Below are 13887 nucleotides of genomic sequence, written 5' to 3'. Positions count from 1 at the left end.
AGAAAAAACCCGGCGGTCGCCCGCCGGGTTTCGTCCAATCGTTCTGGCGGCTTGGCTTAGAACGTGCGCTGGAAACGGACGTTCAGGCCCCAGGCGTCGGAGTCGTCCAGGTCGAAATTGTCGACATAGATGACTTCCGGCGTGATGGTGAAGCCCGGAACGAGGTCGTAGGCGACGTTCGCGGCAACCGAGAAGTTCTCGAAGTCGTCATAGCCGACTTCGGCGTTGAAGGTCGCCTTCTCGTTGAACTTGACGGCCGTGCCGCCCCAGATCGCCCACTTGCCGCCCCAGCCGGCGTAGAAGTTGCTCCCATTGTCGACGACTACCGTACCAGCGTCATTGAATTCGATCTCATCGCCACCGGAATCCCAGGCGCCCATCACGAAGACCGAGGCGGTGTCGGTGATGTTGACGTCCAGGCGACCCTTGACAGCGACTTCTTCCTGCCAGGTGTCCCAACCGGCGACGAGGCCGACCTTGCCCCAGCCCTGGGTCAGCGAAACGCCGCCGACCACATACGGAGCGTAGTCCTCCGTGATGCCGGCGCCGACGCCGTTTGCTACAGGAAAAGGAGTGCCGTCGGGCCGGAGGGCATCATAGTTGACGGCCTCGTCCTCATCGCCCTGCTCGATGGCGATACCCGCCGAGAAGCCGTTCGCGCCGGTGTAGGTGTAGGCGATCTGCAGCGTCGAGAACGGACCATACGGGACCAGACCGTCGTTCAGCACGCCCGACGAATAATCGGTGAACGTCGAGAAGTAGGAGTCGTTCTTGCCGATGCGGAAGCCGCCCAGCTCGATGTAGGCGAACTCGACGAAGAGATTGTCTTGGTTGTCGTAGGTGCGGTCGAATCCGTCGCCGGAACCCTGGTAGTTGAAGTTCAGCTGGGCATAGGAACGCAGCGTGCCGAGCTCGGTTTCCGAGCGGGCATCCAGACGCAGCTGGGCACGAACGCGGTTGTTGTAGGTATCCTTTTCAGCGTTCGAGATGCGGTCGAACGCATCGCCTGCACGAATGTCGACGCGGACATAGCCGCTGATCTTCAGGCAGGTCTCGGTGCCCGGCATGTAGAAGAAGCCGGTGCCGTACACGTCGCAGACGCGCACGTATTCCATGGGCTCCGGCTCGGCGACGACGACGGCATCGGCCGCGCGGGCGCCGGATACGGCGACGAGCGCCGCGGCCGAGCCGAGAAGTAGGGTTTTCACGTTCATTCTTGTCTCCAGTAACGTTTAAGTACGGGTGCCCTTCATTGCTGACGGGCGTTTTCCCCACCCCGTCCCCCGATCGTGTGCGATCGCTCGCACCCCCTTCTCTCGCTCGCGACCTTACTCATCGAACCGAGCGGTTCAATCTCCAAAAGCTTCGCGCCGCAAAATGCGAACCACTATTCCGGGTTGCGTTGCACAAACGACACGCCCGCACAGGTGCCGGATCGAGCCTGGTGCAAAGAGGCTGATTAGGTGTCGCGCGCTCTTGGCGAGAGGTCATGGCAGCCTCCCGCATCTTTCTCGGAGGCGCTTCTCGCGAGAGGGTGAGATGGAGTGTCGATGGAACCAGCCTGCGTCGTGCCGAGACGGATTCGGCCAGTCTGCATGCCGACGAATCACGACCCCCGCGGGTATCTCGCCGGGAACTTACGATTGCACGCAAAAAACCCGGCGGTCGCCCGCCGGGTTTCTTGCTTCCAGCCGTTGCCGGTGGATTAGAAGTTGCGCTGGAAGCGCACGTTCACGCCCCAAGCCTCGTCGGCGACGTTCACGATATTGTCGCTGAAATTGTCGGCATAGACAACTTCCGGCGTGATGGTGAAGCCCGGAACCAGCTCGTAGGCGATGTTCGCGGCAATCGAGAAGTTCTCGAAGTCGTCATAGCCGACTTCGGCGTTGAAGGTCGCCTTCTCGTTGAACTTGATCGCCGTGCCGCCCCAGATGGCCCAGTCGCCACCCCAAGGGGCGTAGAAGTTGCTCCCGTTCGCGATTACCTCGTCTCCGGCGCCATTGAGTTCGATTTTGTCGCCACCGGAATCCCAGGCGCCCATCACGAAGATCGAGGCGGTTTCGGTGATGTTGACGTCGAGGCGACCCTTGACCGCGACTTCGTCTTCCCAGCTGTCATAGCCGGCGACGATGCCGACCTTGCCCCAGCCCTGGGTCAGCGACACGCCGCCGACCACATAAGGAGCGTAGTCCTCGGTGATGCCGGCGCCGACACCGTCTGCCAGCGGGATAGGAGTAACGCCGTCGGCCTCGAAGGCAGTGTAGTTGACAGCCTCGTTCTCGTCGCCCTGTTCGAGGGCGATACCGGCCGAGAAGCCGTTCTCGCCGGTGTAGGTGTAGGCGATCTGCAGCGTCGCGAACGGACCGTAGGGAACGATACCGTCGTTCAGCACGCCCGACGAATAGTCGGTGAAGGTCGAGAAGTAGGAGTCCGTCTTGCCGATGCGGAAGCCGCCGAGCTCGATATAGGCATGCTCGATGCCCATGCCGTCCTCGTTGTCGTAGGTATTCTCGAAGCCGTCGCCCGAAGCCTGGTAGTTGAAGTTGATGGCGGCGTAGGAACGCAGCGTGCCAAGCTCGGTCTCCGAACGGGCATCGACGCGCAGCTGGAAGCGGACGCGGTTGTTGTAGGTTTCCTCGAAGTCATCGCCGCTGGAATCGTTGCTCGGGAACGCGAAGAAGTCGCCGCCACGCAGGTCGACGCGGACGTAGCCGCTGACCTTCAGGCAGGTCTCGGTGCCGGGCATGTAGAAGAAGCCGGTGCCGTACACGTCGCAGACGCGCACATATTCCATCGGCTCCGGCTCGGCGACGACGACGGCATCGGCCGCCTTGGCGCCGGAGACTGCGACGAGGGCCGCAGCCGAGCCGAGAAGCAGGCTCTTGATGTTCATTTTCTGACCTCCAGTCAAAAGTTAAAAAAAGGTTCCGGGTTTTTTTCTTTGCTGAAGGACAGCTTCCCTGCCCATCCCCCAAGCGAAAAGTACGATCGCTCGCCCCTTCCCCGCGAGCGACATTACCGATCGAACCCGCCTGTTCAATCGCGATTGCGCCGCCGTACTGCTATCCACGGTTGATCGCCAAACGCTGTGGCACAAATGACACGTTTTTCCCGGGCGCCGACACCGACGGTTAACCATGAAGCCGCCGGCGCGGCCTGATGCGACGCCGAGCGCCGGCGAATCGAGCGGCGCTCGATCGCCGCCGCTTTTTCAGAAAACGTCTTGATACTCTATGGCGCTCGGGCTACGTGGGCGGCACGGAGAGGTGGCCGAGTGGTCGAAGGCGCTCCCCTGCTAAGGGAGTAGAGGTCAAAAGCTTCTCGAGGGTTCGAATCCCTTCCTCTCCGCCATTTGCCGCTCATCCAAAATCGAGACCGATTCCGGCCGACTTTCCTCCTCCGCGCGCTGGGCGAAGGACGGGCGTATTCCCGCAGTTAAAAACCACTCTCCTGACCGGAGCCGAGCGCAAAAGGCTGCTCCGAGCATACTCTGGCGGCGCGGCGCTGCGGCGCGATGCGGACCGTCCCGAGGACAGGCACTTGCCGGCCCTGTTACAAAACGCCCGTCATTCGCCGATCGTCAGTGCCTCGAGCCTGCCAAAGACCTCGTCCAGGCCGTCGGTAAAGCCCAACTCGATCGCGGCGGCCCGCGCCTCGGCATCGGCGTAGCGCATCGTCATGGTCATGCGGGTCCCGGTTGCACGCGCGACCAGATCGGTCGTGACCGTTGGGCCCGAAGAGGTGTCGCCGTTGAAATGCTCGACATGAACCATGCGGTGCGGGGCATCGACCACCAGGATCGGCCCCGAGAAAAAGAACTCAGGCCATTCATAAAGAAACGAGCCGCCCGGACGCAGGTCCACCTCGCAGCGCGTCATCGTATCGCGCAGGGCCATCCACCGGCGGATCAGATCAGGCTCGGTCAGCGCGCGCCAGACACGGACGGGCGGATGGCTGAAGTCGCGCCGGACGATGATGTCGGTTTCGCCGTCCAGTGCGAGCTGCAGTTGGGTAATATCCGGGGTCATGCTCATGATGTACTCCTTTCAGGGTTCCCGGAAGGGGCTTGCTCGGCTTCGTCCGACAGGCCGTCGAGAACCGCATCCAGCTTTTGGAACTGCGTCTCCCAAAGTGCGCGGTATTGGCCAAGCCAGTCCCAGAGCGCTTCGACGGCGTCCGGTTTCAGGCGGCGGGGGCGGGCGGTGCCTTTGATGCGGGTCTCGATCAGCCCCGCCTCCTCCAGCACCTTCAGGTGGCGGCTGATCGCGGGCTGGCTGATGGAAAACGGACGGGCGAGGTCCTGTACCGTCGCCTCGCCCTTCGCCAGCCGCGCGATGATGGCACGGCGGGTGGGATCGGCGAGGGCGGCGAAGGACTGGTCGAGGGCGTTCATGGCAGAGCCATTATATAATGAACAGATTATATAGCGAATAGGCAATGTAAGTCAGCTCAGAACCCGAAGCCGCCTTTGCACCTAGAGGCCGGCAGATGCCCGGGAGTTCAGGGCTGGCGCCGTCCGCCGCCCCGCTGCGCGATCAAGCAGGGACGTATGTCAGCCTGACCGTGTCCTCGCCAACGCGATCGGTGGAAACAAGGCGGAGCGGCGGCCGCGGGCCGGCGAAGAATGGCTTGCCGCGACCAAGCACGTTGGGGTGGAAGTAGAGTCGATACTCATCGATAAGACCAAGGTCGGTCAGGCTTCGTGCCAGGTCTGGTCCGGAAACCGCAATCTCCCCGACAAGCCGAGCCTTCAGGCCACGGACCACCGCCTCGACGTCATCCTGCACAAGCGTGGCGTTGGGGCCGACCGATTTCAGCGAGCGCGACACGACCCATTTCGGTTGCCGTCGCCACGCCGCCGCGAACTCGTGTTGCTCCGCACTCCACTCAGGACGGTCTTCGTCCCAATAGCGCATGGTCTCGTACATGCGGCGACCGTACACGCTGCCGGTCAGGCCGCTCACGTGCTCTATCCAGTGGCGAAAGAGCGCTGGACCCGTCCGCATTTCCAGGTGGTCGACGTATCCGTCCAGCGACTGGTTCATTCCGAAGACAAGCTTCGCCATGCTACCGAACCTCCATCCCAAGGCCTTCACGATAGTATGAGCAGCCTGACGCGGAAAGCGAAGGTTGCCGCAAACGATGCGTCCAGACCTGGATGGGGGATCGATCTTCCGTATCTCTTCGAGAGACCCTCGTGCCAGCGCTCTGGTCCCGATCGGCCCCGCAGCCGAAGCCGCGGGCCGGTTCCCGGATCAGGCCCCGCTGGCTTCCTCGATGCGTCCGATCATCGCGCGCAGCGCTTCCATCGCCGTCGCCGTCTCCTCGTCCGACAGCACGTCGGCGTCGAACAGCTTCATGCTGCGCAGGCCCTCCATCACCAGGAACGCCACCAGCGTCGTGGCGTCGTGGCCGGTGTCGGCCTTGAGCCGGTCCAGGATCTGGCGCTTGAAGTGCTTTATCGGTTTCAGCATTTCCGGGTGCTGGACGATCGCGGCAAGCACGCCCGCCGGCGGCGGCGTCTGTTTCTGGCAATCCGCCAGCGAAACGTCGAGATAGGCGTGCAGCGCCGCCGCCGGCCCCGCGCCGAGCAGGGCCTGCTGCGTCTCCAGGTCGCGGTCGAAGGTTTCCAGGTGGTCGCCGACCAGCGCCTCGAGCAGGTCGAGCTTGGCCGGGAAATGATAGAGCAGGCCGCCCTTGGATACGCCGGCGCGCGCCGCCACGGCGTCGAGCGACAGATTCGCCGGGCCGACGTCGCGCGCCAGGTCGGCCGCTGCCGACAATATCCTGGCGCGCGCGCTCGGCCGCGGCAGCGCGGTCGGCGGTAGCTTCCTTACGGCGCCCATCGGCATTCTCCGGCTTTCCCAAAGGGGATGGCAGTTGACATTACCGTCCAGACGGTACAGTAAACAGCTCACACATTGCAAGCGGAGCGCATCACGGGCTCAAGACGGACCCTATCCGCCCGCCGACAACGGACAACTTCCAAACCGGCAACCTCATGATCAAGCGCTTCATCTTCGCGTTCGCCCTTCTCGTGCTCGTCTGCGGCGGGATCGTCGGCTTCAACATCTTCCGCGACCGGGCGATCGAGCAGTTCTTCGCCAACATGCCGCGGCCGGCGCTGGCCGTCTCGACGGAGGAGGTGAAGCCGATCACCTGGACACCCGGCATCGAGGCGCTCGGCACGGTCAATGCCGTCAACGGCGTCGATCTCACCGTGGAAACCTCCGGCATCGTCACGGAGATCCCTTTCAAGGCGAACCAGCGCGTCGACGCCAACCAGGTGCTGGTGCAGCTCGACGACGGCGTCGAGCGCGCCGATCTGGAGGCCACCAAGGCGCAGGCGAACCTCGACCAGGTGACGCTGCAACGCGCGCTGGAGCTGCAAAAGCGCGGCGTCGGCACCGACGTGAACGTCGATTCGGCGCGGGCGGCCGCGGCCGCGTCGACGGCGCAGGTCGCCAAGCTGCAGGCGGTGCTCGACCAGAAGCAGCTGCGCGCGCCGTTCGCCGGGACCATGGGCATCCCGCGGATCAATGACGGCCAGTACCTGACGCCGGGCACGATCGTGGCGACGCTGCAGGATCTGGAGACGATGCGGGTCGACTTCACCGTCCCCGAGCAGCAGCTCGGCCATCTCGAGATCGGCCAGTCGGTGCGGCTGCGCACCACCGAGGACGACTGGCGCTTCTCCGGCGCGGTGACCGGCATCGATCCCAAGGTCGACCCGGCGACGCGGCTGGTGTCGGTCCGCGCCGAAGTCTCCAACCCGGGCGGGCAGCTCACGCCCGGCCAGTTCGTGCAGGTGCGCGTCGAGCTCCCGACGGAATCGGACGTGATCGCCGTCGTGCAGACGGCGGTGGTGACCAGCCTCTACGGCGACTACGCCTATGTGGTCGAGCCGGCCGAGAAGAAGGACGAACCGGCGCCGGCGGCGCCTGAAGCCCCGCAGACCAGCCAGGCCGGAGAGACCACCGGCGCCGTGCCGGCGGCCCAGCAGGCCGCGGAGCCGGCGCTGGTCGCCCGCCAGGTCTTCGTCAAGACCGGGCGGCGCTCCGACGGCGTGGTCGAGATCCTTTCCGGCCTGTCGGGCGGCGACGTTGTCGTGACCGCCGGACAGAACCGGCTCTCCAACGGCGCGCCGGTCAAGATCGACAACAGCGTCACGCCCGAGCTCAAGGCGGCCTCGAAATGAGTATCTCCGACGTCTTCATCCGCCGGCCCGTCCTGTCGACGGTGCTGGCCCTGATGATCCTGCTGCTCGGCTTCCAGGGCATGTTCAACCTCTCCGTCCGGGAATATCCGGAGGTCGAGGAGACGGTCATCACCGTCACGACGGCCTATGCCGGCGCCAGCCCGGACCTGATCCAGGGCTTCATCACCGCGCCGATCGCCAGGGCTGTCTCGACCACCGAGAACATCGACTACGTGACCTCGCAGAGCAGCCCGTCCGCAAGCGTGGTGACGGTGCACATGAAGCTCGGCTCGAATCCGGACGTGGCGCTGACGGAAGTGCTGTCGAAGGTTCAGCAGGTGACCGGCGACCTGCCGCAGGACGCCGAGGATCCGACCATCGTCAAGGGCACGGGCCAGCAGTTCGCCATCATGTATCTGGCGATGCAGAACCCCAACATGACGTCGGAGCAGCTCACCGAATATATCGAGCGCGTCATCCGGCCGCGCGTCTCCACCATCGAGGGCGTGGCCGAGGTGCAGGTGCTGGGCGCCGCCAACTATTCGATGCGCGTGTGGATCGATCCGGTGCGGCTGGCGGCGCGCGGCCTCGCCGCCTCGGACGTGCTCGCGGCGATCAACTCGTCGAACTTCCTGGCCGCGCCGGGCAAGACCAAGAACGAATACGTCGCCTACGCCATCACCATGAAGTCGACGCTGCAGACCCCCGAGGCCTTCGGCGCGCTGCCGCTCAAGTCGGCCGACGGCAGCGTGGTGCGCCTGCGCGAGGTCGCCAATGTCGAGCTCGCCGCCGAAAGCACCGATACGATCGTGCGCTTCAACGGCCAACCGGGCACCTTCATCGGCATCTTCCCGACGCCCGCCGCCAACCCGCTCGACACGGCTGGCGCGGTCATAAATGAACTGCCGGCGCTCCAGGCGAGCCTGCCCGAAGGCATGACCATCACCATGGTCTACGACGCCACCGAGACGATCAGCGCATCCATCCGCGAGGTCTTCACCACCATCGCCGAGGCGGTCGCCATCGTCGTGGTGGTCATCCTCCTGTTCCTCGGCTCGTTCCGCTCTGTGCTGATGCCGGTGGTCACCATCCCGCTGTCGCTGATCGGCGTCTGCTTCCTGCTCTTCGCCGTCGGCTATTCGATCAACCTGCTGTCGCTGCTGGCCATGGTGCTGGCCATCGGCCTGGTGGTCGACGACGCCATCGTGGTGCTGGAGAACGTCCACCGCCACATCGAGGAAGGCCTGTCGCCGATGCAGGCGGCGTTCGTCGGCATGAAGGAGATCTCCGGGCCGGTCGTGGCGATGACCATCACGCTGGCCGCCGTGTTCGCGCCGCTGATGTTCACCGGCGGCCTCACCGGGGCGCTGTTCCGCGAGTTCGCCCTCACCCTGGCGGGCGCGGTCGTCATCTCCGGCATCGTGGCGCTCACCGTCACGCCGATGATGTCGGCGCGCATCCTCAAGGCCGGTGGCCACAGCCGCTTCCAGCAGTTCGTCGACCGCACCTTCGACCGTCTCGCCAACGGCTACGAACGCCTCGTCTCCGGCTCGCTGAACTACCGACCGGTGACGCTCATGGTGGTCGTCGCGCTGGTCGCGGTGACCGGCTACATGTTCACCAAGACCTCCAGCGAGCTGGCGCCGGAAGAGGATTCCGGCGCGCTGTTCTCGCTGATGACCGCTCCGCGCTACGCGACGTCGGACTACACGGCGCGCTACGCCCAGCAGATCTACGAGCTGACCAAGGACATCCCCGAACTCAGGGCGACCTTCTCCATCGTCGGCATCGGCGGGGCCACCAATTCCGGCTTCTCGGTGTGGGCGTTCAAGGACTGGGCGGAGCGCGGCCGCTCGCAGAAGGAGCTGCAGGCCGACATCCAGGCGCGGCTGTCGCACGTGGCCGGCGTCGAAGCGCTGGTGTTCGCGCCGCCTTCGCTGCCGGGCGCCGGCGGCGGCCTGCCGATCTCGATGGTCATCCAGTCGACCGGCTCGCCCGACCAGGTGTTCCAGGTCGCCGAGGAGATCAAGAACCAGGCGCAGGCGTCCGGCCGCTTCATCGTCGTGCAGAACTCGCTCAGCTTCGACGCGCCCGAGGTGACGGTGACGATCGACCGCGACCGCGCCGCGGCGCTCAACCTGCCGATCAGCGACATCGCCTCGACGCTCGGCCTGCTGGTCGGCGGCGGCAAGATCGCGCAGTTCGACCGCGACTCCAACAGCTACGACATCATCATGCAGGTGCCGGACAATTACCGGCACAATCCGGAATCGCTCGGCAAGTATTATGTGCGCAGCATCAGCGGCGACATGGTGCCGCTGTCGGCGGTGGTGAACATCGCGGTGAACTCGTCGCCGGCTTCGATCGAGCAGTTCAACCAGCTGAACTCGGCGACCATCTCGGCGCTGCCAGTGCCCAGCGTGACGACCGGCGACGGACTGGCGACCATTGAGGACATCGCCCGGCCGCTGCTGCCGGAAGGCTTCTTCGTCGACTACGCCGACCAGTCGCGGCTGGAGCGCGACCAGGGCAACACCATCATGATCGCCTTCGGGCTTGCGGTGGTCGTCATCTACCTGGTGCTTGCCGCCCAGTTCGAGAGTTTCCGCGATCCGCTGATCATCATGATGTCGGTGCCGCTGTCGATCTTCGGCGCGATCATACCGCTCAATCTCGGGCTGGGCACGCTCAACATCTACACGCAGGTCGGACTGATCACGCTGATCGGGCTGATCACCAAGCACGGCATCCTTCTGGTGGAATTCGCCAACCAGCAGCGCGAGGAGCACGGGATGAGCCGGCATGACGCGATCATCGCTTCGGCCAAGGTGCGGCTGCGGCCGATCCTGATGACCACGGCGGCGATGGCGCTGGGCGTGGTGCCGTTGATCATCGCCCAGGGCGCCGGCGCCGCCGCGCGCTACTCCATGGGCCTGGTCATCTTCACCGGCATCCTGGTCGGCACGCTGTTCACGCTGTTCGTGGTGCCGATGTTCTACACCTACATCTCGCGCCGGGAGCTGGCGGCCAAGGTTGAGGCGCCGACGGCTCGGCCGCCCGGCCACGGGGCACCGGTGCCGCACTGAGGGATCGGTCCGCGGTCGATCCGGCAAGGCCCGCCCGCCAGGCGGGCCTTCGTTTTTCAGAAAGGGATGCCGGCAGCCGGCTGCAACGCCGAAAAGTCGGGGTCAGCCGATCCCGTCGGCGATCAGACGATGAAGTCGCTCACATCGAGAACGTGGCGGCCGATCAGCACGATCTGGAACTCGGCTGATGTATCGTTGTCGATGTTGCCGACAATGACGGTGTCGCCGGCCGAATTATACGTATAGCGCAGCTCGCCCGGGCTGTTGGCAACAAAGCTGTCCCGGCCGATGAAGTCGAAGGCCTGGTTGCCGGCACGCGTCAAATCGGCGTCGAGCTTCGAGAGATCGATCAGGTCGTCATAGCCGGCGCCGTCGTTGATCTGGAAATCGGCGATGACGTCGCGGCCCGAGGCACTGGTCATCTCGGAGACGCTGACGAAGCGGAAAACATCGTCTCCCGAGCCGCCCGACATCAGGTCGCTGCCGAGCCCGCCCCATATCTGGTCGTTGCCGCTTTCGCCATAGATGTCGTCGTCGCCGAGACCGCCCAAAAGCTTGTCGCTGCCGCCATTGCCGTCGATCAGGTCGTGGCCGCGGCCGCCGAACAGCACGTCGGCGGAATTCGTGCCGGCGATGTCGCGGTCCCGCGTCGAGCCGTCGAACACGAAATCGGCGGAGACGAACTCGCCGCGGGCCACGTCGGCGATCTCGATGACATGGTTGATGCCGCCGAGATAGGCGTTGAGGATCGCGCCGCCGTCCGAGGTGTTGCCGAGCAGCGCCTGCACCTGGTTGAAATCGGACACGCCCCATTCGCGCAGGTCGATGCGGTCCTGGCCCAGCTCGAAATCGGCGATGAAATCGTCGCTCAGGCCGGTCGAGCGGTCGCTCGAGCGGAACCAGTCCGCGCCGGAGCCGCCATAAAGCGTATTGATGCCGCTGTCGCCATAGATGTCGTCGTCGCCGGAGCCGCCGTAAAGCGTGTCGTTGCCGGCCCCGCCGGAAACAAGATCGTGGCCCTCATAGCCGTAGATCCTGTCATTGCCGCCGAAACCGTAGATCTCGTCGCTCGCGGTCGTGCCGCGAATGACTTCGCCGCCATTGGTGCCCTTGATCAGTGCCATGAACAAATCTCCTCATCGCCCCGCGGCGACCGTCCTACAGAGAGCCTGGTGAACCGGGAATGAATGGGGGCGTGAGCCGGAGAGTGAGGGAATTGGTAGCCATGGCCAAAACAAGGTTTGATTTTATCCCAGCGGAAATAGGGTATAGACACGCGAATTCGCGAACCTATGCCTCCCTAGGGATGCCCCACTTTTTAGAAATGAAGTTATCCTTGCTTTTTTTGGATGACTCCCCTAGATAGGAAGGTATAATTTCATAATTGGTAAAATTTTGCGGCGCTTGCTTCAAGGAACAACCCATAACTTCACACCCACTAATTGCCGAGGTCCTTTTCAAGGATAGGCCTGCAGGAACCCTCCAACGGACGGTTACCGGCGGCACGCGTTTTTCCTATGCGGAAGGCTGGGACGCGGATATCGCCTGCTGTTTTCCCGCTACGCGGCGCGAACATGAATGGGCGAACGGCCTCCACCCATTTTTCCAGCACCTGGGACCTGAGGGCTGGTTGCGAGAACGTCAGGCGCGCAGCGCTCACGTGGATAGTCAGGATGATTTCGGGCTTTTGCTGCGTTACGGCGTGGACTGCATCGGCGCGGTCGGCATTAGGCCCTCGGCGTCCGCCCCGCTGCAAACCATCGCGGAAGTTGGCCCGACGCCCGGCAGGACGGTGTCAGGCGTTCAGAAAAAGCTTCTGGTGGTCCGAAATAGCGATGGCTTTGCCCCTGCCGGACCGACAGGGCCGGCGCCTTTCATTGCGAAATTCAATTCGGAGGCGATCGACAGCCTTGTGCGAAACGAACTTCGCAGCTTGCGTTGGACCGCTGCTGTCCTCGGCAAGAAAGAGGTGACGGACTTCGAGCAGGGACGAGTCGGAAACGACACGGCGCTCATAATTACTCGCTTCGATCGCGGCCCGAATGGTGAAAAATTCCGTCAGGAAGACTGCGCTCAAATCCTTGTTAAACCGAGAAACAACGACCATTCCGGCAAATACGATAGCTCATACGAAGAGGTAGCCGAAATCATAAGGACCCACTCTTCGAGGCCGACGATCGATCTGGCCCGCTACTTCCGACGCCTCGTGGCCTTTGCCTTGATCGGAAACTGCGACGCCCATCTCAAGAATTTCTCGCTCCTCGAAACGTCAACTGGTCTGCGCCTGTCACCCGCCTACGATGTGCTCAATACGGCTTTTTACGACAATTTCGACAAAACCTTCGGACTGGCGATCGGTGGCAAGTTTCAACATATCGAGGAACTCGACGGCGGCCTTTTTCGTCGTTTCGGCAAAGCCATCGGCTTGAACGACCGCGTCACCGAACAAACGTTCTCCGAACTCAAAAGGCGGGTAGAAAGGGCAACGCCAGTCCTACGTCCGCCACCAGGCGAAGAACCCAGCGGATTTGCAACCCGTTTCGCGGAGATTGTGGGCAATCAATGTCTCAGAATTCTCGCGGGCTGAAGCCCCTAAACTGGCAACAGCTTGTTGATGAGGCTCTCGCCCGTCGCAAGGCAGAAAACTTGACTCAGCGTGAGCATGCCGCCCTTGCCGGCGTGAGCATTCCCACTCTTGCAGGTTTCGACCGCGGAGAAACCACATTAACTCTGGCAAAAGCATTCGATATCCTGCGAGTGGTCGGGCTTCTCGACGAGCCGGCACAGGGCGGCGCTCAGGAACGCTTCTTAAGGGAAGCCATCGAGCGCTGGAGAACTCTCACCAATGCATTGCCAAGCGGCAATGTCGCTCGGTTTCCGGACGGCTTCTACCGGATAGATTATTATCTCGAAGGAGAATTGAAGACATTCTCCCTGCGCGATTACGAAAACATTCTGCGGCAGGCGATTACGCGGCACACTGGCTGGCCGGCCTTCCTCATACTGGATCGCGAAGATCTTGCACCGCGCCAAGTGGATGGAACCGTTGAGGTATGGTTTGAGCCGAAGGAATATGTCGATAGGGCCTTCGAGAGCGATCCTGCGCACTGCGATTTCTGGCGAGCGACTCCTTCCGGGCGACTTTTTCTGATCCGCGGCTACCAAGAGGACGGACAGGAGACGTTCCCCCCTGCAAGCGTCTTCGACACGACGCTGCCAATCTGGCGCATAGGCGAGGTACTGCTGCATGCGGAACGGCTTTCCAGGCTTATGGCCAAGGCTAGTCCCGGTGCGATCAGCGTCCATTTTCGGGCGCTGTATACCGGCCTGCAGGGTCGGCAATTGCGGAATTGGGCAAATCCGCTTTCCGGCATGACGCTTGTTGGACGCCCTTCGCGAAGCGACGAGGTTCTCCTTGAGGCCGAAATTCCAGCAGAAGGAATTACCGAACGGCTTGCCGAACACATTCTACCGCTCGTATCGTCATTGTACGAACGCTTCGATGTCGAAGGCGTTTCGCTCGCTCATGTCCAAACTGAGGTAGCGCAACTCCTCAAAGGGAAGTTCTAAGGAACGGTGCTCGCCCCCGGCGTCCTGGAAGGG

11 protein-coding genes and 1 tRNA gene are annotated in these 13887 nt (G+C 63.2%); 5 read left to right on the top strand and 7 right to left on the bottom strand.

Features of this window, described 5'->3' with window-relative positions:
- Window positions 1-56: 56 nt before the first annotated feature.
- On the bottom strand, window positions 57-1214 hold the full coding sequence (locus AC5JDC_RS14770; protein ID WP_495842215.1) for a porin: 1158 nt from the start codon (window positions 1212-1214) through the stop codon (window positions 57-59).
- Between the two features lie 491 nt (window positions 1215-1705).
- Window positions 1706-2893, bottom strand: a complete 1188-nt coding sequence (locus tag AC5JDC_RS14765) for a porin (protein WP_495842213.1) — start codon at window positions 2891-2893, stop codon at window positions 1706-1708.
- Window positions 2894-3260: 367 nt separating this feature from the next.
- On the opposite strand from AC5JDC_RS14765, the gene AC5JDC_RS14760 reads away from it, so the two are divergent.
- Window positions 3261-3351, top strand: a tRNA-Ser gene (locus AC5JDC_RS14760).
- A 215-nt stretch (window positions 3352-3566) separates the two neighbouring features.
- On the opposite strand, the gene AC5JDC_RS14755 is transcribed toward AC5JDC_RS14760, so the two are convergent.
- The 4 genes from AC5JDC_RS14755 to AC5JDC_RS14740 all read right to left on the bottom strand — a co-directional run bounded on the left by AC5JDC_RS14755 (window position 3567) and on the right by AC5JDC_RS14740 (window position 5846).
- Window positions 3567-4034, bottom strand: a complete 468-nt coding sequence (locus tag AC5JDC_RS14755; RefSeq protein ID WP_495842211.1) for an SRPBCC family protein — start codon at window positions 4032-4034, stop codon at window positions 3567-3569.
- On the bottom strand, window positions 4031-4393 hold the full coding sequence (locus tag AC5JDC_RS14750; RefSeq protein ID WP_495842209.1) for an ArsR/SmtB family transcription factor: 363 nt from the start codon (window positions 4391-4393) through the stop codon (window positions 4031-4033). The genes AC5JDC_RS14755 and AC5JDC_RS14750 overlap by 4 nt, the downstream gene beginning before the upstream one ends.
- A 142-nt stretch (window positions 4394-4535) precedes the next feature.
- Window positions 4536-5066 (bottom strand): dihydrofolate reductase family protein, encoded by a 531-nt coding sequence (locus AC5JDC_RS14745; protein WP_495842207.1) that lies wholly within the window; start codon window positions 5064-5066, stop codon window positions 4536-4538.
- 189 nt (window positions 5067-5255) lie between these two features.
- Window positions 5256-5846 (bottom strand): TetR/AcrR family transcriptional regulator, encoded by a 591-nt coding sequence (locus AC5JDC_RS14740; RefSeq protein ID WP_495842205.1) that lies wholly within the window; start codon window positions 5844-5846, stop codon window positions 5256-5258.
- A 155-nt stretch (window positions 5847-6001) separates the two neighbouring features.
- Between AC5JDC_RS14740 and AC5JDC_RS14735 the strand changes: the two genes are divergently transcribed.
- Window positions 6002-7198, top strand: coding sequence for an efflux RND transporter periplasmic adaptor subunit (locus tag AC5JDC_RS14735; protein WP_106774964.1), 1197 nt, complete (start codon window positions 6002-6004; stop codon window positions 7196-7198).
- The gene (locus AC5JDC_RS14730; RefSeq protein ID WP_495842203.1) at window positions 7195-10284 is read left to right on the top strand and encodes an efflux RND transporter permease subunit; all 3090 of its coding nucleotides are present in this window, start codon (window positions 7195-7197) and stop codon (window positions 10282-10284) included. The genes AC5JDC_RS14735 and AC5JDC_RS14730 overlap by 4 nt, the downstream gene beginning before the upstream one ends.
- A 122-nt stretch (window positions 10285-10406) precedes the next feature.
- Here the strand turns inward: AC5JDC_RS14730 and AC5JDC_RS14725 are convergent, their stop codons facing one another.
- Window positions 10407-11408: a calcium-binding protein gene (locus AC5JDC_RS14725; protein WP_495842201.1), complete on the bottom strand. Its 1002-nt coding sequence runs from the start codon at window positions 11406-11408 to the stop codon at window positions 10407-10409.
- A 260-nt stretch (window positions 11409-11668) separates the two neighbouring features.
- Between AC5JDC_RS14725 and AC5JDC_RS14720 the strand changes: the two genes are divergently transcribed.
- Window positions 11669-12871, top strand: coding sequence for a type II toxin-antitoxin system HipA family toxin (locus AC5JDC_RS14720; protein ID WP_495842199.1), 1203 nt, complete (start codon window positions 11669-11671; stop codon window positions 12869-12871).
- Window positions 12847-13854, top strand: a complete 1008-nt coding sequence (locus tag AC5JDC_RS14715) for a helix-turn-helix domain-containing protein (RefSeq protein ID WP_495842197.1) — start codon at window positions 12847-12849, stop codon at window positions 13852-13854. Before AC5JDC_RS14720 ends, AC5JDC_RS14715 begins: the two co-directional genes overlap by 25 nt.
- The last annotated feature ends 33 nt before the right edge of the window (window positions 13855-13887 follow it).

It is taken from the genome of Kumtagia sp., from assembly GCF_059502445.1.
This window is presented reverse-complemented; position numbering and strand designations above follow the sequence as displayed.

Coding starts and splice junctions, on each gene's coding strand:
- AC5JDC_RS14770 (WP_495842215.1), bottom strand. CDS start 1,214: ATGAACGTGAAAACCCTACTTCTCGGCTCGGCCGCGGCGCTCGTCGCC.
- AC5JDC_RS14765 (WP_495842213.1), bottom strand. CDS start 2,893: ATGAACATCAAGAGCCTGCTTCTCGGCTCGGCTGCGGCCCTCGTCGCA.
- AC5JDC_RS14755 (WP_495842211.1), bottom strand. CDS start 4,034: ATGAGCATGACCCCGGATATTACCCAACTGCAGCTCGCACTGGACGGC.
- AC5JDC_RS14750 (WP_495842209.1), bottom strand. CDS start 4,393: ATGAACGCCCTCGACCAGTCCTTCGCCGCCCTCGCCGATCCCACCCGC.
- AC5JDC_RS14745 (WP_495842207.1), bottom strand. CDS start 5,066: ATGGCGAAGCTTGTCTTCGGAATGAACCAGTCGCTGGACGGATACGTC.
- AC5JDC_RS14740 (WP_495842205.1), bottom strand. CDS start 5,846: ATGGGCGCCGTAAGGAAGCTACCGCCGACCGCGCTGCCGCGGCCGAGC.
- AC5JDC_RS14735 (WP_106774964.1), top strand. CDS start 6,002: ATGATCAAGCGCTTCATCTTCGCGTTCGCCCTTCTCGTGCTCGTCTGC.
- AC5JDC_RS14730 (WP_495842203.1), top strand. CDS start 7,195: ATGAGTATCTCCGACGTCTTCATCCGCCGGCCCGTCCTGTCGACGGTG.
- AC5JDC_RS14725 (WP_495842201.1), bottom strand. CDS start 11,408: ATGGCACTGATCAAGGGCACCAATGGCGGCGAAGTCATTCGCGGCACG.
- AC5JDC_RS14715 (WP_495842197.1), top strand. CDS start 12,847: ATGTCTCAGAATTCTCGCGGGCTGAAGCCCCTAAACTGGCAACAGCTT.